The sequence below is a fragment of the Paraburkholderia silvatlantica genome (assembly GCF_003096715.1).
GTDB lineage: Bacteria > Pseudomonadota > Gammaproteobacteria > Burkholderiales > Burkholderiaceae > Paraburkholderia > Paraburkholderia silvatlantica.
In genome coordinates this window covers 64,581-83,944 of the sequence record NZ_QEOL01000013.1, presented here as the reverse complement: position 1 = coordinate 83,944, position 19,364 = coordinate 64,581, and the positions used below count along the sequence as shown (strand labels likewise).

At 62.4% G+C, this 19,364-nt stretch carries 22 protein-coding genes and 1 pseudogene; 13 read left to right on the top strand and 10 right to left on the bottom strand.

The window, feature by feature from the left end:
- Window positions 1-26 precede the first annotated feature (26 nt).
- From C7411_RS18435 to C7411_RS37570, 3 genes are all read left to right on the top strand, one after another.
- Window positions 27-728: a DUF2848 domain-containing protein gene (locus C7411_RS18435; protein WP_110385707.1), complete on the top strand. Its 702-nt coding sequence runs from the start codon at window positions 27-29 to the stop codon at window positions 726-728.
- Between the two features lie 129 nt (window positions 729-857).
- Window positions 858-2,237 (top strand): amidase, encoded by a 1,380-nt coding sequence (locus tag C7411_RS18430; RefSeq protein WP_110385708.1) that lies wholly within the window; start codon window positions 858-860, stop codon window positions 2,235-2,237.
- Window positions 2,238-2,542: 305 nt separating this feature from the next.
- Window positions 2,543-2,695, top strand: coding sequence for a hypothetical protein (locus C7411_RS37570; protein WP_165822837.1), 153 nt, complete (start codon window positions 2,543-2,545; stop codon window positions 2,693-2,695).
- Between the two features lie 81 nt (window positions 2,696-2,776).
- Here the strand turns inward: C7411_RS37570 and C7411_RS38970 are convergent.
- From C7411_RS38970 to C7411_RS18410, 4 genes and pseudogenes are all read right to left on the bottom strand, one after another.
- A pseudogene (locus C7411_RS38970) lies at window positions 2,777-3,040 on the bottom strand (GTP-binding protein); the annotation flags it as partial.
- 274 nt (window positions 3,041-3,314) lie between these two features.
- Window positions 3,315-4,493, bottom strand: coding sequence for an MFS transporter (locus C7411_RS18420; RefSeq protein WP_110385710.1), 1,179 nt, complete (start codon window positions 4,491-4,493; stop codon window positions 3,315-3,317).
- Window positions 4,490-4,957, bottom strand: a complete 468-nt coding sequence (locus C7411_RS18415; RefSeq protein WP_207786550.1) for a GlcG/HbpS family heme-binding protein — start codon at window positions 4,955-4,957, stop codon at window positions 4,490-4,492. Before C7411_RS18415 ends, C7411_RS18420 begins: the two co-directional genes overlap by 4 nt.
- Before the next feature lie 20 nt (window positions 4,958-4,977).
- On the bottom strand, window positions 4,978-5,289 hold the full coding sequence (locus C7411_RS18410) for a MoaF-related domain-containing protein (protein ID WP_110385712.1): 312 nt from the start codon (window positions 5,287-5,289) through the stop codon (window positions 4,978-4,980).
- A 149-nt stretch (window positions 5,290-5,438) separates the two neighbouring features.
- On the opposite strand from C7411_RS18410, the gene C7411_RS18405 reads away from it, so the two are divergent.
- Window positions 5,439-6,332 carry a LysR family transcriptional regulator gene (locus C7411_RS18405; protein WP_110385793.1) on the top strand — a complete coding sequence of 298 codons (894 nt, stop codon included), beginning with the start codon at window positions 5,439-5,441 and terminating at the stop codon, window positions 6,330-6,332.
- A gap of 139 nt (window positions 6,333-6,471) precedes the next feature.
- Here the strand turns inward: C7411_RS18405 and C7411_RS18400 are convergent, their stop codons facing one another.
- The gene (locus C7411_RS18400; protein WP_110385713.1) at window positions 6,472-7,335 is read right to left on the bottom strand and encodes a LysR family transcriptional regulator; all 864 of its coding nucleotides are present in this window, start codon (window positions 7,333-7,335) and stop codon (window positions 6,472-6,474) included.
- A 96-nt stretch (window positions 7,336-7,431) separates the two neighbouring features.
- On the opposite strand from C7411_RS18400, the gene C7411_RS18395 reads away from it, so the two are divergent.
- Window positions 7,432-8,829 carry an MFS transporter gene (locus C7411_RS18395; protein ID WP_110385714.1) on the top strand — a complete coding sequence of 466 codons (1,398 nt, stop codon included), beginning with the start codon at window positions 7,432-7,434 and terminating at the stop codon, window positions 8,827-8,829.
- Between the two features lie 45 nt (window positions 8,830-8,874).
- Here C7411_RS18395 and C7411_RS18390 read toward each other — a convergent pair whose 3' ends face one another.
- A complete protein-coding gene (locus C7411_RS18390) occupies window positions 8,875-9,780 on the bottom strand; it encodes a LysR family transcriptional regulator (protein WP_110385715.1) in 906 nt (301 codons plus the stop codon).
- 95 nt (window positions 9,781-9,875) lie between these two features.
- On the opposite strand from C7411_RS18390, the gene C7411_RS18385 reads away from it, so the two are divergent.
- The gene (locus C7411_RS18385) at window positions 9,876-11,165 is read left to right on the top strand and encodes an MFS transporter (protein ID WP_110385716.1); all 1,290 of its coding nucleotides are present in this window, start codon (window positions 9,876-9,878) and stop codon (window positions 11,163-11,165) included.
- 183 nt (window positions 11,166-11,348) lie between these two features.
- On the opposite strand, the gene C7411_RS18380 is transcribed toward C7411_RS18385, so the two are convergent.
- Window positions 11,349-11,573, bottom strand: coding sequence for a hypothetical protein (locus C7411_RS18380; protein ID WP_110385717.1), 225 nt, complete (start codon window positions 11,571-11,573; stop codon window positions 11,349-11,351).
- A 396-nt stretch (window positions 11,574-11,969) separates the two neighbouring features.
- Between C7411_RS18380 and C7411_RS18375 the strand changes: the two genes are divergently transcribed.
- The 6 genes from C7411_RS18375 (at window position 11,970) to C7411_RS18350 (ending at window position 15,978) form a co-directional block, all read left to right on the top strand.
- Window positions 11,970-12,605 carry a LysE family translocator gene (locus C7411_RS18375; protein WP_110385718.1) on the top strand — a complete coding sequence of 212 codons (636 nt, stop codon included), beginning with the start codon at window positions 11,970-11,972 and terminating at the stop codon, window positions 12,603-12,605.
- 99 nt (window positions 12,606-12,704) lie between these two features.
- Window positions 12,705-13,793, top strand: a complete 1,089-nt coding sequence (locus tag C7411_RS18370) for a DMT family transporter (RefSeq protein WP_110385719.1) — start codon at window positions 12,705-12,707, stop codon at window positions 13,791-13,793.
- Complete coding sequence (locus C7411_RS18365) at window positions 13,720-14,307, top strand: SRPBCC family protein (protein ID WP_243413222.1); 588 nt, start codon at window positions 13,720-13,722, stop codon at window positions 14,305-14,307. The genes C7411_RS18370 and C7411_RS18365 overlap by 74 nt, the downstream gene beginning before the upstream one ends.
- 296 nt (window positions 14,308-14,603) lie before the next feature.
- Window positions 14,604-14,756, top strand: a complete 153-nt coding sequence (locus C7411_RS37565) for a hypothetical protein (RefSeq protein ID WP_165822836.1) — start codon at window positions 14,604-14,606, stop codon at window positions 14,754-14,756.
- Window positions 14,756-15,004 (top strand): helix-turn-helix domain-containing protein, encoded by a 249-nt coding sequence (locus C7411_RS18360; protein ID WP_243413221.1) that lies wholly within the window; start codon window positions 14,756-14,758, stop codon window positions 15,002-15,004. Before C7411_RS37565 ends, C7411_RS18360 begins: the two co-directional genes overlap by 1 nt.
- A 596-nt stretch (window positions 15,005-15,600) precedes the next feature.
- On the top strand, window positions 15,601-15,978 hold the full coding sequence (locus C7411_RS18350) for an ExbD/TolR family protein (protein ID WP_110385722.1): 378 nt from the start codon (window positions 15,601-15,603) through the stop codon (window positions 15,976-15,978).
- Between the two features lie 191 nt (window positions 15,979-16,169).
- Here C7411_RS18350 and C7411_RS18345 read toward each other — a convergent pair whose 3' ends face one another.
- From C7411_RS18345 to C7411_RS18335, 3 genes are all read right to left on the bottom strand, one after another.
- Entirely contained in the window at window positions 16,170-16,622 is a 453-nt protein-coding gene (locus C7411_RS18345; protein ID WP_110385723.1) for a hypothetical protein, read from the bottom strand.
- On the bottom strand, window positions 16,619-17,593 hold the full coding sequence (locus C7411_RS18340) for a DMT family transporter (RefSeq protein WP_207786549.1): 975 nt from the start codon (window positions 17,591-17,593) through the stop codon (window positions 16,619-16,621). Before C7411_RS18340 ends, C7411_RS18345 begins: the two co-directional genes overlap by 4 nt.
- Before the next feature lie 61 nt (window positions 17,594-17,654).
- A complete protein-coding gene (locus tag C7411_RS18335; RefSeq protein WP_110385724.1) occupies window positions 17,655-18,671 on the bottom strand; it encodes a 1-aminocyclopropane-1-carboxylate deaminase in 1,017 nt (338 codons plus the stop codon).
- A gap of 180 nt (window positions 18,672-18,851) precedes the next feature.
- On the opposite strand from C7411_RS18335, the gene C7411_RS18330 reads away from it, so the two are divergent.
- Complete coding sequence (locus C7411_RS18330) at window positions 18,852-19,352, top strand: Lrp/AsnC family transcriptional regulator (protein WP_110385725.1); 501 nt, start codon at window positions 18,852-18,854, stop codon at window positions 19,350-19,352.
- Window positions 19,353-19,364 lie beyond the last annotated feature (12 nt).

Here is a 19,364-nt window from a genome sequence, read left to right as displayed (position 1 = left end):
TCCATCTTCCTCGAATTCCCCCAATCATGACGACGCTTTCCTTCAACGTCCTCCCGGCCGATGGCGCGGCCACGCCGCTCACGCTCGACATCGACACACTCGTGATCGCCGGATGGGCCGGCCGCGACGCTCACGCGATCCAGCATCACATAGACGAACTCGCGGCTCTCGGCGTCGCGCCGCCATCGAGCACGCCGCTCTTCTACCGCGTAAGCGCAGAGCAGTTGAGCCAGGCCGAAACCGTCGACGTGCTCGGCACACACACCAGCGGCGAGATCGAATGCGTGCTGTTCGCTAGCCCGCTGGGCACGCTGCTCACGATCGGCTCCGATCACACCGACCGCAAGGCCGAGGCGTATGGCGTCGCCGTGTCGAAGCAGGTTTGCCCGAAGCCACTCGGCCGCGACGCGTGGCGCTACGAAGACGTAGCCCATCACTGGGACCAATTGACGATGCTCGCGACGCTCGTCACCGCGAACGGCGAGACGCGCACGTATCAGAGCGGCGCCGTGGACGGCCTGCTGTCACCCCCCGATCTCTGGCAACGCTACACCGAAAACGGCACGTTGCCGCCGGGCAGCGCAATGTACAGCGGCACGCTTGCGGTACAAGGCGCGATGGCGGCGATGGAATCCGGCGACGCGTTCGAGCTCGAATTGCACGACCCCGTGCTGAACCGCAGCCTGCGCGCGCGCTATGCGATTCGTGCGCTGCCGGTTGTGGCTTGACGTATCGCCGGATTCGCGCTTGACTCGATTGATCTCTTGATTCGTTCCCGGACGCGGCAACCTTCTGCCCGTTTCCTTTTTCGCTATCGCACAATGCCTGCATGGCACGCACTTCACGCACCAAACGCCATGTCATTCGCCCCCGCTACGCCACTTACGCAACTTGCCGCCGACCTCGGCACGGGCCGCACGACCAGCCGCGCGCTTGTCGATGCCGCGCTCGACCGCATCGCCGCTGAAGGTGGCAACGGCGGCCACGCTTTCGTTTCCGTCGATGCCGAACGCGCCCGGCGCGAAGCCGATGCTCAGGACGCGCTGCGCCGCGCAGGCGTCAGGCTCTCGCCACTCGCGGGCGTGCCGGTCTCGATCAAGGATCTCTTTGATGTCGCGGGCGAGCGCACGCGCGCCGGCTCGCGCGTGTTCAACAACGTCGCGCCCGCGACGCAAGACGCCGAAGCCGTCGCGCGCCTGCGCCGTGCGGGCGCGGTGCTTCTCGGTCGCACCAACATGAGCGAGTTTGCGTTTTCGGGGCTCGGTTTGAATCCGTGGTACGGCACGCCGCGTTCGCCGTGGAGTGATGGTGAGCACGGTAACGCACGCGTGGCGGGCGGCTCATCGTCAGGAGCGGCGGCGTCGGTAGCATTCGGCATGGCGGCGGCGGGGCTTGGCAGCGACACGGGCGGCTCGCTGCGCATTCCCGCCGCGTTCTGCGGTCTCACAGGCTTCAAGCCCACCGCGCGGCGCGTGCCGACCCACGGCGCGTTCCCGCTTTCAACAACGCTCGATTCGATCGGCGCGATCGCTCCGAGCGTGGCGTGCTGCGCGATGGTGGATCGCGTGCTCGCGAGCTTGCCCGTGGACGCGCAAACCGCGGCAACGAGCGCGGCCGCGCCCGCCGGTTTGCGTCTCGCAGTGCTCACGAACTACGTGACCGAAGGCATGGACGCGAGCGTAAGCAAAGCATGGGAAGCCGCGCTCGACCGTCTTTCGCGCGCGGGCGTGCACCTTACGCAGTTACGACTGCCGCAACTCGACACGCTGCCGTCGATCAATCACTTCGGCTTCTCGCCGATCGAAGCGTACGCGACGCATCGCGGCCACCTGCCCGGGTACGCGGACCGTTATGACCCGCGCGTGCTGGCGCGCATCCGCATCGGCGAAACGGCGCTGGCCACCGACTATATCGATTTGATCGCGGCACGCGCCACCGCGATCGCGCGAGCCCGCGCGGCGCTCGACGGTTTCGACGGCTTCCTCATGCCGACCGTGCCAATCGTGCCGCCCGCCATCGCCGCGCTCGAAGCCGACGCGGCGCATTTCGCCGCCACCAATGCGCTGGTGCTGCGCAATCCTTCGACGGTCAATTTCCTCGACGGCTGTGCGGTCTCGCTGCCGTGCACGCCGCGCGGCGCGGCTCCCGTGGGCTTGAGCGTGTGCAGACTCGACGGTAACGACACGCAATTGCTGAGCGTGGCGGCAGTGATCGAGGCGGTGTTGCCGGGCGCTTGAAACAGCGCTCCAGGGTCTTCGAAGACTGCGTGTAAACATGGCGGGTTCCGCCGAAACCTCGCACCTTTACCCAAGACCACACTCGCTTCAGGACACCGCCATACCGGCCACCACCTGCCCGGCGACCTTAGTTGCCGCCAAGCCTCGAGTGATGATGGTAATCCCAAGCGTAGTGGCGCTTTTGAAGCATCAGCTGGCAGCGCCGCCAAATCAACCCCCGTGCCACAAGGGTCGAGCTGGACGCTGTAACAGCCATCGCGCGTCATGACAATGCCTTTGAAAGGCAGAAGCGTTAGCCTGGAGCGATGTTCCGCCTGAATCAGCGCAGGAGCGGTTCGCTCGGCATCAATAACGTCGGACAAGTCAAGAAACGCGCTGTCGACCATCGCCGCGTGGTCATGTTTATGATGATGGCCGTGATCGTGGTTATGAGCGCCGTGCCCCCGATGCGCCCGTAGCGGGCCGTCCAGCGGAACAGTCAGAAGTTCCAGCACCGCTTCAGCCGGTAGCGAGGCCTTGGCCGATGTCAGGATGGGTACATGAGGCGACAACCTGCGAATCGTCGCTTCGGCGTCCACGATCTGCCGGGCAGTCGAGAGATCGGTATTCGTGACCACCATTAAAGATGCCTGTTCGACCTGGCGGCGGCACTCCTCGTGTGTCGCTACCTGTGCCCGGCCGCTGCGCGCGTCGAGCATCGTCACGGTTCCGGCAAGGCGATAGCGCTCCGCGAGCAGCGGCTGATTCACCCGCCTGTCGAGGATCGGCCCGGGGTCGGCCACGCCCGTCGTCTCGATCGGCACTCAGGAGATCAGCGGAATTTCACGGCTCAATTGCTGCCAGAAGAGGCATTCGAGTGTCGCGGCCAGGTCTTCGCCCGCTGTGCAGCAGGCGCAGCCGTTTTCGAAATAGCCCTTCTCGACCGCTGGAATGACGGCGGATACTCACGACTGGCCGTGAAGGCCCTTGGCGGCAGCGTCCCCTGCCGTCGTAGAAAAACGTCCCGAAACCGGCAGGGAATGCCTTCATATCGCCAAGCCGCGGTACAGCGCCGCTTCAGTCTAGCCAGGGGGAACTTCAGTAACGAGTGTGCAATTTCGCCAGGTAATTTAGTGGAACAGTTGCACCGATCACCAAGACCATGCCAAGAAGCGGCGTCTGCGATAAATGTTCCCTGGCGACCATGAATCCGCCAGTTGTTTCGCCCAGAGTGATTCCGAGATTGAAAGCCGAGATATTGAGACTGGATGCAAAATCAATTGCGCGAGGCGTAAATGCTTCCGCTGTCGAGAGCATGGCTGCCTGACACGCCGGTGACATCCCAAACGCGAGCCCTCCCCAAACGAACAACATACATGCGAGTGGCACGGAGGAGTGGACAAATAACGCGATGGCCGCAAGCGATACCGCCAAAAGTGCAAAGATGCCCTTGAGCGTATTAAACCACCCAATACGGGCCGCCGCTGCCCCGCCAATCGAATTGCCAAATAGAGTCGCCAGTCCGAAAACGACGAGCATCAGGTTTGCGCCAGTAGTTGTGAAACCGGCCACATTTACCAGTATCGGGGTGATAAACGAAAATGGAGCGAAGCTCGCGCCAAAGCCAAGAATCGTAACCGCCATCATCGTAAGGATTGCAGGATTCCGGATTGTCATCAGCTGACTCGCGACACTTGTTGGCCTGGATGTCGACACCGAAGGGAGCCACTTTGCGATTGCAAGTGCCGAGATGAACGCGACGGCCGCGATCAGGAGGAACGGTAATCTCCAACCGAACAAATTACCCACATAAGTCCCCAGAGGCACACCCACCACCATTGCCAGCGTGTGACCTGCGAACATCATGGCGATTGCGCGACTGGCCTGCCCAGGTTTGGCCAGCCTCGCCGCGACCGAAGCACCGATTGCGAAAAAACTGCCATGTGCGACCGCCGTGAGAACACGGGCGACAAGCAATGTTTCAATGTCATGCGACAACGCTGCACCGACATTCCCCGCGAGAAATACAAGCACTAACCCAATGAGTAGCGGCTTCCGGTCGTACCGCGAAGTCAGCAGGACTGTGATCGGCGTTCCAATTGCCAATGCGAATGCGTAGATTCCAATAAGGCTACCTGCCCGCGCCAACGAAACGTGGAGATCAAGCGAAATTGCGGGCAGTACACCGACGACGATGAACTCTGCCGCGCCAATTGCAAACGCTGTAATAGCCAGTGAAGCGACGGACCATTGAGTCTGATTGCGATCAGCGGTCATTTACGCCCCGCGGCGCTCAAGGCGATTTGATTGTCGATGCTGGGCGTCGCCCCAGACACGCCGACAGCCCCGATCACATGCGCCGTGTTGTCATAGATAACAACGCCACCGCCAAAGCCGATCAGGCCACCATTTGTGAATTGCAGAGTGTACGCCATGCCATCAGGGTGCATTACCTTGCCAATTTCATCCGTGTCCAATCTGAACAAGGACGCGGTGTGAGCCTTTTTGAAAGCCACATCGATGGCCCCCGGGATCACATCAGCCATACGGCGAAATGCACACAGGAGACCATTCTTGTCTACAACGCTGACACAGATAGTTGCGTCCAGATTAGCCGCCGCCTTAAAGGCGCGGCCAATGACTTCATCAGCTATATCTTCAAGGAACAATTTTTCTGTCTCATCCAGGTAACTGTTTCGCGCCCACTTGTCACTGACCCGTGGGCGCGCACTTTGAACCACGTTGGCGAAAACCTTAATGGTCAGGAAATGACGCCATCGAGCACGTAAAAGCTGCCGTCGAGTTTGGTGTAGAAGGTCTTGGTCGTCTTCGCTTCGAAGTTATCGCAGTGCACGATGGTGGACTTGTCGTCTTCCTGCCACCAAAGCAGAAAGTTGCCATCCGGCAATGCCTGCCAGCTAAACGGCACGGTCATTTTCGCCCCCGCCATTTCGCCAGCCAGAAACTCCGCGGTGACGTGCTTTCCGTCTTCCGAGTAAATGTTTTTGAAGACCAGGTCTCCGCCGTAATTGACGGTGAACTCTTGACCAGCATAAGGAAACACATTCGTCATCTTGCACTCCAGGTTATTACATAAAGCTTTCGAAAATGGCAATTGCCATCCCGTAGCAATGTAATACATCGGGTAAGATGGAATAAATGGCCTCTGGCTCCTTTCATACCGGACGTTGGTGTCCGGAATTCATCGGCCTCGGAGAACTGATGGATAATTTCGCGGGACTCGTCGCCTTCGTCAAATCGGCGGAAACGTGCAGTTTTGTTGACGCCGGGCGAATACTCGGCATTTCCGCCTCTGCTGTCGGGAAGAGTGTTTCACGCCTTGAAGAACGCCTGGGAACCAGGCTGTTTCAGCGGAATACGCGAAACATGAAGCTCACTGCCGAGGGCGCTCTGTTCTTGCAGCGATGCCAGCGGATCATTTCGGAAATGTCTGCGGCTGAGGAAGAACTGTCTGACATCAAGGGGGAACCAAGGGGACTACTGAGAGTAAGCCTGCCATCAGTCGGGACATTGCTTCACTCGGTTCTGGAGGAATTCATGGTCGAGTTCCCCAATATCGAGTTGGAAGTTGATTTTTCCGATCGAAAGGTAGACCTGATTGACGAAGCTTTTGATGCGGTTGTCCGCATTGGAAATGTGGACGACAGCAGATTGGTAAGTCGTCAAATTTTCTCTTTCCAGAGATATCTGGTGGCATCTCCGGAATATTTGACCCGATCAGGTATTCCGGACAAACCATCGGACCTGTTGCAGCATAGCTGCCTGCTCTATAAGTTTCCGAATACCGGGAAGATCGAGCCGTGGCCTGTCGATGGCTGGAATAGCCTGATTCTGCAAAACCTGCGATCGCCCATGAGCTGCAACGCCATCGAGACGCTCGCCTTCCTCGCGGCGCGAGGAAGGGGAATCGCTTGCCTTCCGGACTTCTGTGTTCGCGACTCTCTTGAATCCGGGCGACTGCAAAGGGTGCTGGGCGCTGAAGACACGCAACCACGTGCCTTGACAGTTCTTTGGCCGTCGAGCAAGTACGTCGTACCAAAGCTACGCGCGTTTATAGATTTCTTGAGTGCGCATTCGTTTGTAAGCACCTCATGACGGCCGCTCTCCGCTTTGCGATGAAGGAAAATAATTTGGTTTCCACCAAATATTTGAACTGAACCCCGATAGTCGCGATGGTGATGCCCATGAGCAGGGGGTTAGTACAGGTTCCAGCATTTCCCCATCGAACCCTCAATCACTGTTGGAGAAAAACCCTGCTGGTCACTATCGAGACGAAATCGATCACCGCGCGAATCGGCGGCGAATGCCTGAGATCGGCATGTACAACCAACCAGATTTCGCGAGAAAACGATTCCCCATCGAACGGTAAGCGTTGCAGATCAGGATCGCTGTCACCGATGAACACTGGCAACCCGGCCACGCCGACTCCCGTTCGGGCCGCCACCTGCTGCGTCGTGATGTCGCTCACTTCGCAAACGATAGGGCGACCTTGAGCAATCGACTGAAGCCACTTCTGATGCGGCATTTCGGCGAATTGCGCCTCATAGCCAATGAATGCCCAATCGGCGGGTGTCGACGCGTGCGCATATCTGTGGCTCGCATATACCCCGAACGTCATCTCACCAAGCTTGCGCGTGACGTTTTGTGGTTCCTCGGGGCGAATGAGGCGTACCGCAAGATCCGCTTCGCGACGTCCAAGCGAGACTCGCTGCGCCTGACTGGCCATCGACAACCGAATGCCCGGGTGTAATCGAGCGAATTCATGAAGATGATTCGCGAAGAAGTTGTTCGCGAGCACCGGCGGCACGCTGAGGGTCACCACGCCGTGCATCGGCATGTGTTCCGCGAGCGCGAGGCGCTCAATCGCAAACGCGTGCTCCTCCATTTGCTCAGCGAATTCGAGAATCTGCCTGCCTGCCGACGTCAGTCTGCACGCGCGTGGCAGCCTGTCGATCACGCGCAACTTCAACTCGGCTTCGAGCGCGCTAATGCGACGACTCACGGTCGCATGATCGACAGTAAGTCGTCTTGCCGCTGCCGAGAGACTACCGGTTTGTGCGACGGCAATGAAGCAGCGAAGGTTTTCCCAATCGAACATCGGTGCATTTTCTCCGGGTTGCTGTGCGATTTTGCTGAATATTCGCACAGACCGCGATCCTCTACGCTTCGATCTTCGGAATTCGGAGGACTGTCGATGTCGACGCCATCCAAACATCACTCGACGCTGGTTCAAGTAGCGGCATGCCTCGGCTTCGTCGCCGTTCTGGTTGACGTCAGTGTCGTCAACGTCGCGCTCGATGCTTTTCGGACTGCTTTTGGCGCAGATGTCACGGACCTGCAATGGGTCGTCAACGCGTATGCGCTCGTCTTCGCGTCGTTGCTGCTTATCGCGGGCGCGCTGGGCGACCGGCTTGGTGCAAAGCATGTGTTTATCGCAGGCTACGCGATATTCACGCTGTCATCGATCGGCTGCGGCTTGACGCAATCCATGCAGGCGTTGATTGCCTGGCGTCTCGTCCAAGGGGTAGGCGCTGCGCTGCTGGTGCCGAATTCGCTGGCTGTTCTGCGCCTGGCGTTCCAGGACACGACGGCACGCAGCCGCGCGATTGGCTGGTGGGGCGCGGGCGGCGGTATCGCTTTAGCCGCAGGACCGCTTGTGGGCGGGCTGCTTGTCGCTGCGATCGGCTGGCGCAGCATTTTTCTGATCAATGTCCCCGTTGGGGCCGCAGGCATCTGGTTGACCTGGAGATTCGCGCCTCATACGAACGCACAACATGGCAGGAGTCTGGATGTTCCCGGGCAACTCACCGGCGCGTTCGCGCTGGCGGCGCTCACTTTCGCATCAACCGAACTCAGCGCGCTGGGCTGGCGCAATCCGATCATCCTCGGCACCTTCGCGCTGTGCATCGGGCTGAGTATCGCGTTCATTCGATTGGAAGTGCGCAACCCGGCCGCGATGCTGCCGGCCGCGTTGTGGCAGGACCGGATCGTCCGCAGCGCGACGGTTATCGGCATGATTGCGAACCTGGTTTTTTATGGCATCGTCTTCACGTTGAGCCTGCTCTTTCAGTCCGTCTGGCACATGACGCCGGTGCGCTCGGGAGTCGCACTCCTGCCGATGATGGGTGTTCTGATGATGATGAACATCGTTGCCGGGCGACTGGCGAGTCGGCTCGGTGCGCGTGCGTTGGCGACGGTCGGATTGTTGATTTCCGCAGCCGGTTATCTCGCGATGTGGCCAGCGATCGCAGCCCAATCTTTCTGGCTGCTTGCAGTGCCGATGCTGCTCGCAGGAAGTGGCATCGCCCTTACGATTCCCACCATTACCGCTGCGACACTCACCGTCGTGAGTAGCGCACAGTCGGGTATCGCGTCGGGATTGTTAAACGCCGCCCGTCAGATCGGCGGCGTGATGGGTGTTGCGATATTCGGCTACTTCGTTCGGCAGACAGGGGCGATGTCGTTTATCCATGGGATGGAGCGCGCATTGATCGCTTCGGTACTGCTTTTGGTGGTCGGCGCCGCAACGGCCTGGCGAAATTTAGGCTATCTAGCGCCTCCAGATATAAGACGAAATGGCCGCTCACCGTAGCGCGCAAACTGGAAAATGTCCGCCTGAACGCGAGGCGCTACGCCGTCATGCCGCTTCGGCCATCTCCAGCCTGTTGGTCAGCGCGTCGCGGATGAGCGCGACCGGCCGCACGAGACGCCCCGGCAGCGCCCCGTGCACGAGCCACACATTCAGGCCCGAGCGAAAGTCGGTCGCGTCGATGATCTGCAACTGGTCGCGCAGCGAGCTGCGCGCGAGTGCCTGCGGCGCGGCGAGCCCGATGCCCATGCCGCGTGCGACCAGCGAAAGCTGCAGTTCCGAGCCGAAGGCCTCGACCGCGACGTTGAACGGCAGACCCGCCATGCCCATGGCGCGGCTGAGCGCCGAGCGCATTCCGCAGCCGTCCTGGTTCAGCACCCACGGATGGTGTGCAAGCGCGGCAAGCGTGGTGGGCTCATCGGGCAAACCAAACGAGCGCGCCGCGACAACGAGGGTCGGCGTGTAACCGAGCTGGGTCGCGACCACGCCCTCCGGGGGCATCACCGCGGCGGGCAGCAGGATCACGGCCGCATCGAGTCGTGCGCGCTCGACCTCGTCGAGAAGCCCAGGCGACCAGCCCGCCCTCACACGCAGCGTCAGTTTGGGAAACTCGCTTCGCAGTTGATCGACGGGCTGTTCCAGCGCCAGTTCCGAGAGAAACGGCGGCACGCCGAGCTTGAGTTCGCCGACCGGCTCCCTCTGCGGCGAGGCGACCGACATCAGGTCATCGAGCGCACGCAGGACCGAGCGCGCGAGGCCGTACACCTCGTTGCCCGCGGCAGTGGGCTTGAGGGGCTTGCTCTGGCGGTCCAGAAGCTCGATGCCGAGCGTCGTCTCCAGGTTCTGCACGCGGCGCGTGAGGCCCGGCTGCGTAAGGAACAGCCGCTCCGACGCCCGCACGAGCGAGCCGCTTTCGACCACCGCCACGAAGGCTTCCAGATCCCGGGTGTTCACAATAACTCCGCATAAAGATTATCGCGATAATTCAATTGTCGCATAACGTAACGCTCCCTACGATACCGGAACTTGCCACGTTGCGGAGCCCATCGATGGAGCACCCTGCTGAAACCTGTAAGCACGTGATGGCGCGCGAATCCGCCCACGAGAGCCACGCCAATCACGCCAATCACGCCACGCTTACGCTGCCGATGACGGTGTTCTTCGCCGCCGCCGTCGGCGTGATCGTCGTCAATCTGTCTGCGGCCCAGCCGCTTGCCGGACTCGTGAGCCATTCGCTGCGGTTGCGCCCGGAATTCGTCGGTGCGGTCGCCATGCTGCCGCAGCTCGGCTACGCGGCCGGTCTGCTGCTGCTCGTTCCGCTGTGCGATCTGCTCGAGAACCGGCGGCTGATTTTCCGCACGCTGCTTGCGTGTTCCGTCTTTCTGGCCGTCGCGGCGCTGGCGCGCTCGGGCGCGCTCTTTCTCGCCGCGGCGTTCCTCGCGGGTGCGACCTCCAGCGTCATCCAGATGCTCGTGCCGATGGCCGCCTCGATGGCGCCCGCAAGCCAGCGCGGGCGGGCCGTCGGCAACGTGATGAGCGGCCTGATGCTGGGCATTCTGCTGTCACGGCCGCTCGCGAGCCTGATTGCGGGAACGCTGGGCTGGCGCGCGTTCTACAGCATCGAAGCGGTGGCCGACGCCCTGCTCGCGGTGGTCCTCTTTCTGCGTACGCCGCGCCGCATTCCGAGCGTGACTGCGCGCTACGCCGATCTGCTTTATTCGCTCTGGACATTGCTGCGCACCGAGCGCGTGCTGCGGCGCAGCGCCTTCCTTGCGGCGCTTGCACTGGGAGCCTTCTCTGCGTTTTGGACCGCGATCGCCTTGCTGCTTTCCCAGCCGCCGTTTTCGCTCGGCATGAACGGCATGGCCGCGTTTGCGCTGGCGGGCGCGAGCGGCGCGATCGTCACGCCGCTCGCGGGCCGGCTGGGCGATCATGGCGCGGGACGCGCGGTGCAGTACGCCGCACACACGACGATGCTCGGCGCGGTCGTGCTGCTGGGCGTGGCGGGCGCGGGCTGGGGCGGCTTCCCGCCCGCCGCGCACCCCGCGCTGGCGCTCGGCCTGCTCGTGGTGGGCGCGGCGGCGCTCGATGCGGGCGTCATCGCCGACCAGACGCTCGGACGGCGCGCAATCAACCTGCTCAACCCCGCCGCGCGCGGCCGGCTCAACGCAATTTTCGTGGGGACGTTTTTCATCGGCGGCGCGGCCGGTGCGCTCATGGCCGGCGCGGCGTGGGCCTCGGCGCACTGGAGCGGCGTTTGCCTCGTTGCCCTCGGCTTCACGGTTGCGGTCATCGCGCTCGGCTTCGTTTATCGCGCATCGCCGGCCTCTGGCCGCTAGCGCGCCGTCCGGCGAATCCATGAAAAAGCCGCGGCTGATTCATTCAGCCGCGGCTTTCCTGTATCCGTACTGCCTGCACTGCCAATCGCGTATCGAACGATATGGAACTACGCGAAACTACGCGCAACGCAACCGAAGCGCGCCCGGCTTCCCGGTCAACCCGTCATGCGCACCCCAATGCGCTCACGTCTGCTGATCCGACCCATCCGCGGGCTGCGCGGAATTGTCGTCGGCGGGCTTTTCGTCTTCCTTCTTCTCGACTAGCTGCTCGACTTCCTTGGCGCCCTCGAAACCGGCAACCGCGGCGGCTGCCTTGGTCAGAAAGCCTGCGTTCGGATCGAGCTTTTCGGCGCCTTCCACTGCGGCAACCGCACCGGCAATTTCGCCCACCTTGTCCAGAATGCCCATTTCATCCCTCCAGTTGAAACCCGCTCCAGGCTGACGAGGCGATGTCTCGCCTCCCGTGCGCCGCACCTTCCATCCAGCGAGCGCGCCGCCTCATTGTGTGCCTGCTCGATGGCCGCATCAATCACTAACTCATTAATCTGACAATGATTAACGATGTTACATACGAAGGTAATATTGCGATGCGTCAATTGTTTAACTATAGTGAATGTGTCTCCTCCATGTCTCCATTGGCATGGTTCAGGCCCGCATTCGCTGCGGGCTTTTCTTTTTACAGCCATGCATTCTCCCCCGGACGCCAGATCGCCCCTGGCCTGCGGACCGTGGCCAGGCTCGCGCTGTCCGCTGGCATAATCGTCCTTCTGCCGTTTTCCGGCCCTCTTTGATCTCGCCGCTGCAATGAATCTGCATACCTGGTGGCTGTTCCTCGTCACCGTCTTCGTCGTCTGCGCCATCCCCGGTCCCAACATGCTGCTCATCATGTCGCACGGCGCGCAGTACGGACTGCGCCGCGCGAGCGCGACCATGGCCGGCTGCCTTTGCGCACTGGTTCTGATGCTGGCCGTTTCGGCGGCCGGGCTCGGCGTGTTCCTGCAGGCGTGGCCGACGATGTTCAACGCGCTGCGCTTCATCGGCGCTGCGTACCTCGTGTACCTGGGCATCAAGGCGTGGCGCGCGCCCGTGCCCGAGGCCGCCGCCGGCGTCGCCGGGCGTGCGGCCGCGCGACCCGTGCGCTCGCCGCTCGCGCTCTATCGCAACGGCTTTTTCGTCGGCGGCAGCAACCCGAAGGCGATCCTTTTCGCGGCAGCGCTCCTGCCGCAGTTCATCGACGCGACCCGACCGGTGCTCCCGCAGTTCGGCGTGCTCGTTGCTACCTTCGCCGTGTGCGAAGTGAGCTGGTATCTCGTCTATGCGGGTTTCGGCACGCGTATCGGCGCCACGCTCAAGAGCCACCGCGTGGCAAAGGCGTTTAACCGCGTGACGGGCGGGGTGTTCGTCGGTTTCGGCGCGATGATGGCCTTGCTGCGGCAGTAAGGCTGGCCGGGCGGCGTGATGGCCAGCGCGCGGCGAGCTTGCGCGCCCACCGTGCTTCTTCTACGCTTTTTTTGATCCTCTTCCCGCTTCGGGCCTGCAATGAAGTCCCATCGGCATACCATTTTCACGGCGCTGCTCGCGGCTGCCCTCTTCGGCATTACCACACCGCTCGCCAAGACGCTGCTCGGCAACGTGTCGCCGTTCATGCTCGCCGGCCTTTTCTATCTCGGCAGCGGCACGGGGCTCGGGATCGTACTGGTGTTACGCCGCCTCCCGGCGCGCCGCGGCAACCCGGCCGCCGCGCAAGAGAGCGCACACGACCCGCTGCGCCTCGCCGAACTGCCATGGCTTGCCGGCGCGATCGCCGCGGGCGGCGTGGCGGCGCCCGCCCTGCTCATGCTCGGCCTGAACACCACGCCCGCCGCCACCGGCGCGCTGCTGCTGAACCTCGAAGGCGTTCTGACGGCGCTCATTGCCTGGGCCTGCTTTCGCGAAAACTTCGATGCGCAAATCGCGCTAGGCATGCTGGCGATCGTGGCGGGCGGCGTGCTGCTCTCGTGGCCCGGCGCGCATGCCGGCGCGGTGTCCGGCATCGCGCCCGGCGCGCTGCTCGTCGCGCTCGCGTGCCTGTGCTGGGCCATCGACAACAATCTCACGCGCAAGGTCTCGACCAACGACGCGATGGTCGTGGCCTGCACCAAGGGGCTCGTGGCCGGGCCGGTGAATATCGGCATTGCTCTCGCCGCGGGCGCGCACTGGCCCGCCTGGCAGGCAGTCAGCGGCGCCATGACCGTGGGCCTCGCGGGCTACGGCGTGAGCCTCGTGCTCTTCGTCATCTCGCTGCGCCATCTCGGCACGGCGCGCACCGGCGCCTACTTCTCCGTGGCGCCGCTCTTCGGCGTGGCGCTTTCACTGCTGCTGTGGCCGGAGCGCCCGGCGCCCGCTTTCTGGCTCGCGCTCGCGCTGATGGCGTTCGGCGTGTGGCTGCACGTGCGCGAGCGGCATGACCACGCGCACACGCATGAGCCGCTCGAACACACCCACGTCCACCGGCACGACGAACACCATCAGCACGAGCACGATTTCGCGTGGGACGGCGCGGAGCCGCACACGCATGCGCACCGTCACGCGCCGATCACGCATAGCCACGCGCACTACCCCGACGTGCACCATCGGCACGCGCATTGAGGGGTACCAGTCGCAGCGGCTGCCTTCGCAAATGACGTCAAGATTTCCCAGGATCGCCGCGCGTTGCGCGCGCACGATGCACTCGTCACACATCACGAAAGAGGCAAGTGCGATGGCTACCGTGTACCGGGACATCCCCCTTGAAGCCGCAGCGCAGGAGGTCTGGGCCGCGCTGCGCGATCCCGCCAACGTCGACCGCGTGTTCGCCGGCGTGCTGACCGCCGCGCGCATGGAAAACGACGTTCGATGGGTGACGTTCGCCGACGGCACCGTTATCGAGGAACGCGTGATCGGCGTCGACGACACGCACATGCGCCTCGCCTACACCGTGGGCGGCGGACGTTTCGAGCATCATCACGCGACGCTTCAGGTGATGCCGGATTCAACCGATTCGCCCCAACGCTGCCGAGTGGTCTGGATCAGCGACTTCAAGCCCGACGAGCGGATCCAGATGGTCGAGCCGCTCACGGATGCGGGCTGCGCGGCGCTCAGACGCAATCCCGCCCGGCGATGAGAGTCGCCGCCCGGAGGTAATTGTCTGAAAAGACGAGGCAGGCACATTCGGGCTTCCGGGCCACATGCCTTGGAGACCCATCCGACACTAATAGGAAGAAACTAAAATTCAGCAGAATCAATGGCTTGCGGTGTCGGCCATTCGCTAACCAGCTGAAATATTTAGCCCTTTTGAGGGGACTTCTGCCTGCTTTCGTCAAGAATTGGTCAAGGCCCACTCGCTTCAAAATTCTGCTGCCTAAGCTCTGCTGGACACTATCGTACCCCACATTAAGCGATGGCATCCAGACGGCGTAGGTGCGCTGGAAACGCGCTGGCACCGGCAAGTCGGGCGGTGCTCGTATGATTTACTTTAACCTTACCGATGAGGAAATCGTGTTGCTCGTGGCGGTGTATGCCAAGGCCGGGCGTGAGAACATGCTCCCCAAGGACATCAGAAAGGTGCTGTGATGGACATCGAGAAGATTGTCAAAGCTGATGCTGGCGAGTCGCTGTCCGATCTGCGCCAGGCGCCTGAAGAAGCCAAAGCGCGAGTAGGCCGTGTGACGACGCGCGAGCAGATGCTGGTGCGTCGAGCGCGCGAAGCGTCCGGTATGACCCAACCGGCATTCGCTGAGCGAATCAGCACGCCAGTTGCGACGTTGCGCGACAGGGGCGTTTTGCTCCCTTCCGAGCAGTGTTATGTCTGTTGCGCCTGATTATCAGGCACGCCGGATTGACGGCCGAGCTTGCTGCATAGACTTGCCTCGCCACTGGGCATCGCTTGATCTTTTGATGAACCATTATGCGACTATGCAACAGTGATGTGCCAGGTAGCAAAGCTGCAGGACTGCGGGCATAGTCGAGCCACCGAGAACGAGGCGTGATGTACCAATGCCTGTGCAATCAAAAACTGAATCAAGGGACGACCCACGAATCGCGGAGAACCCGTGCCGCCTGACGCTCGCCAGTGCGTTGGCGCAGCGGGAGAGAGCGAGCGCCTCCACCGGCTCGCGCATTCTTGTCGGCGCATTCGAGCTTGAGGTGGTGGACATCGGTCCTTTTAACGATGAATACGGAAACGTTGTGACCTTTCTTGCGCACCCAACTCTCCGGGCTGCGCCCTCGCCCTGTATCGGCAACATCCTCAAGACGGCTTGGGGCACTTGCAGAGTCGTTGGCTGACTGCTGAGCTCGGACGACAGCCAGACACTGGCTGCCGCCAATACTTCATCAGTATGAGCGAGCCCGAACGGCCACCGTGTACGCGTGTTCAGCGGGGGCGCCACCGACGCTGGCGTGGAGCGAGACCAACATGACGCCGCAGGTCGACGTGATGCCGGTGCTGCTGATCATCTTTCTCTTGACGGTGCCGATCATGCAGCACGCGGTCAAGATCGACCTGCCGCACGCGAGCAGCCAGCACGAGGACGCCAAGCCCACGCATGTCGAGGTGTCGGTCCGCGCGCACGGTACCGTGTTATGGGGCGACCAGGTAGTGGACGACGCAGCGCCGCGCGTGAAGATCGCCGACGCGGCGCAGGCGAACCCGCAGCCCGAACTGCATCTGCGGGTCGACCGGACGGTGGCCTATGAACACGCCGACCTGATGTCGGAAGCGCAGGCAACGGGTTTAAGTAGGATCGGTTTTGTGACGGACCCGGCAAGTGGCAGCGTAGCCGCCGAGTATTGACGCTTGAAATCTGAACGAGCTCCAGCAGAAAGCTGACGATTCATGTCGATCATTACATCCGTCGCGGAATTACTGGCAAGAAACGATACCGCCACGTTGAGAACCGTGACAGCATCGTAAGGTTGGCCGGACAAGAGGCGTCACGGGGACAACCACGTGCCGTGCCGATTATTCAGAGTGCCTGATATGCTCTAGTAGCCGCTGGTCTGATTTTCCTGGATGAAGAGGCGGAGCACCGCCAGTACCCGCTCGACCATGCGTTCCACCTGGAGGGCCCGGCCAATATCATTCCAGTAGCGCATCAGGAGAACGCGCTGCCCTTCCACGCCGCCGATCCAGTCCAGTTCTTCGACGTTACCAGACCAGATAAGCAAACGGACACTACGCGGCATGATCTGGAGTGCCGACGCAACAGGCTGGCCGCGTAGCACTTCCCTGATCGTCGACTCGCACCACGCGCGATGTGCGGATACAGGATCCGCGATCCGCAGGACAGCGATGCCGGGTGTGTCGCCGCATCGCCCCACCAGCGCCCCGACTGCTTCTGACGGAATACGATCGTCGACGACGACACAGATGCCCGTCGTACCGGTCCCCTTCAGGATCCAGTCGCAGGGCGCCTGGGTGCGGTCGGCGCCACTCATCGCCCGCTCCGTTCGCGCCGGCGTCCGGTCAGCACAAACGCCAGGCTGCCGACGATCAGCGCAAAACCGGCCAGCAAGCCCGTAGTCAGCGCTTCGCCGAGCAGCGCGACCGATCCGACGAGTCCCGTGACCGGCACGCCGAGTGTCGCCAGCGACATCGTGACGGGTGGAATGCGCCGGCCGACTTCCGCCGAAATGACGAAACAGATGCATGTGGCTAGCGGCCCGATAAATCCGACGAGCATCGCCAGGGGAGCGGTCCAGTGAATCGACGGCGCCCCTTCGAACAGCGACGCGGCCAGCACGAGCGGCACACTGGCGAACAGCATCTGCCATGGCGCCAACGCGAGCGGCGGCGAACGCCAGCAATGGTGACGTACGTGGACGATCACCACAGCCCTGCAGAGGGCGGCCGCGACAAGCATCAGGTCGCCCCCGCCCCGCTGCTCGCCCGTTCCGCGCGACGAGAGAAGCACCCGCAGGTCCGGCACGCAGATGATCGCGATTCCCGACACGCCCATACCCACCGCGAGCAACTGGCGGCCCGAAATCCGGCCCGGCAGAAAGAACGATCCGAGCGTCACCCAGAGCGGTGTCGTGTACGCGAGCAGCGCAGCGTGCCCAGCTCCTACGTGTCGCATCGCGAGCGCGCCGAGTGCCGTGAACGCGGACATCTGCAACGCACCGACGCTGATGACGATCGGCAGGTCAGCCCTGGGCGGCAAACGCACTTCACCCTTCATCCAGAGGAAGACAAAGAGGAAGACCGCGGCGCTGAGGAAACGCAGCGCGGCCATCCAGAGCGGTGGAATAAACTGAAGGCAATACTTCATCGCCGGCCAGCTAAAACCCCAGAGCAGCATCATCGCGACGAGGGAGAGCAAATCTGCGCGGCCGATCCCCGAATCGAAGCGCACCGGCACTGCCGCAACGGATGGATTTTTCATGGTTTGTTCGACGAGAATTCCCACCGCATGCAGGTGCCCGCGCACGAAACCCCGGGGCCGCCTGCTGGCCCCGCGAGCAGGCGTGTCAGCCGTTGCGGAACAGGAAGCTGTACGCGTTCAGCGCAGGCACGCCACCGAGATGCGCATACAGGACTTTCGAGCCCTCCGGAAACTCGCCGTTGCGCACCATCTGGATCATTCCGTCCATCGACTTGCCCTCGTACACCGGGTCCGTCAGCACGCCTTCGAGCCGTGCACACAGGCGGATCGCGTCGAGCGTGCCTTCGTTTGGCAGCCCGTATTCCGGACCACCGAAACGCGTATCGAGAATCACATCGTCGCGCGTAATGTCCTGCCCCAACTCCACCAGTCCGGCCGTGTGCTTCGCAATGCGGGTAATCTGCTCGTGCGTCTGCTCAGGCTTCGCTGACGCGTCGATGCCGATCACGCGCCGTGCACGCCCGTCCGCGGCAAAGCCAACGACCATGCCCGCCTGCGTGCTGCCTGTCACCGAGCACACGACGATGTAGTCGAACTTGAAGCCCAGTTCAGCCTCCTGCTGACGCACTTCCTCCGCGAAGCCGACGAAGCCGAGGCCACCATACGGATGCTCGGAGCACCCCGCCGGAATCGGGAACGGCTTGCCGCCCGCCTCGCGCACGCTGTCCATCGCGTCCTGCCAGCTCTTGCGGATACCGATGTCGAAACCGTCGGCCACGAGCCGCACGTCGGCACCCATCATCCGCGACAGCTGAATGTTGCCGACCCGGTCGTACACGGCGTCCGAATAGTTGACCCAGTTCTCCTGCACCAGCACGCACTTCATCCCGAGATGCGCAGCGACGGCTGCCACCTGGCGCGTCTGGTTCGACTGGATGCCGCCGATCGACACAAGCGTGTCGCAGCCCTGCGCGAGCGCCTCGGGAATCAGGTATTCGAGCTTGCGGGTCTTGTTACCCCCGAACGCAAGCCCACTGTTGCAATCCTCGCGCTTCGCGTACAGCTCGACCTTGCCGCCGAGATGCGCGCTCAGGCGTTTCAGGGGCTGGATAGGTGTGGGGCCGAAAGTCAGTGGATAGCGCGGAAAGCGTTGCAGGTTCATGGTGAAGATTCCTCATCGATGGATGACCGGACGCCGTCGAACAACGTCGCAGCGCGTGATGAGAATCGTAGGGAATCCCGCCGCCGACCGGGTTGCAAAAAAAATTCGTCGAGCCTAACTTTGTGGCACCCACTCCGCTTTTCTGCCCACCGGAATTTCTTCAAGCCACGTTGATACGCAATGAAAATAATCCCTCCCCGCGCAGTCCCGCCGCAGCCGGACATCCAGACCGACCGCGTTGATCGCGCCATCCTGCGACAGCTGCAACGCGATGCATCGATCACGAACGTCGCGCTCGCGGCAAAGGTCAACCTGAGCGCGCCGGCTTGCCTGAGACGCGTCGAGCGGCTGAAGGAGACGGGCCTGATCCGCTCCACGGTAGCCTTGCTCGATCCGAGGAAGCTGGACGCGGGCATGCTGGTGCTGATCGGTGTGATGCTCGACCGCTCGACGCCGGAATCGTTCACCGAATTCGAAAAAGCCGCGCAGAAGGTGCCCGGCTGTATGGAATGTCACGTTGTGACCGGGGAGTTCGACTACTTCATGCTGATTCGCACGCGCGACAGCGACAGCTTCAACCGACTGCACGCGGAAAAGCTGCTCTACCTGCCCGGCGTGCGGCAGATCCGGACGTTCATCGTGCTGCGTGAAATCCTGTCCACGACCGAGTTGCCCATCTGAGCGGTTGCGCTC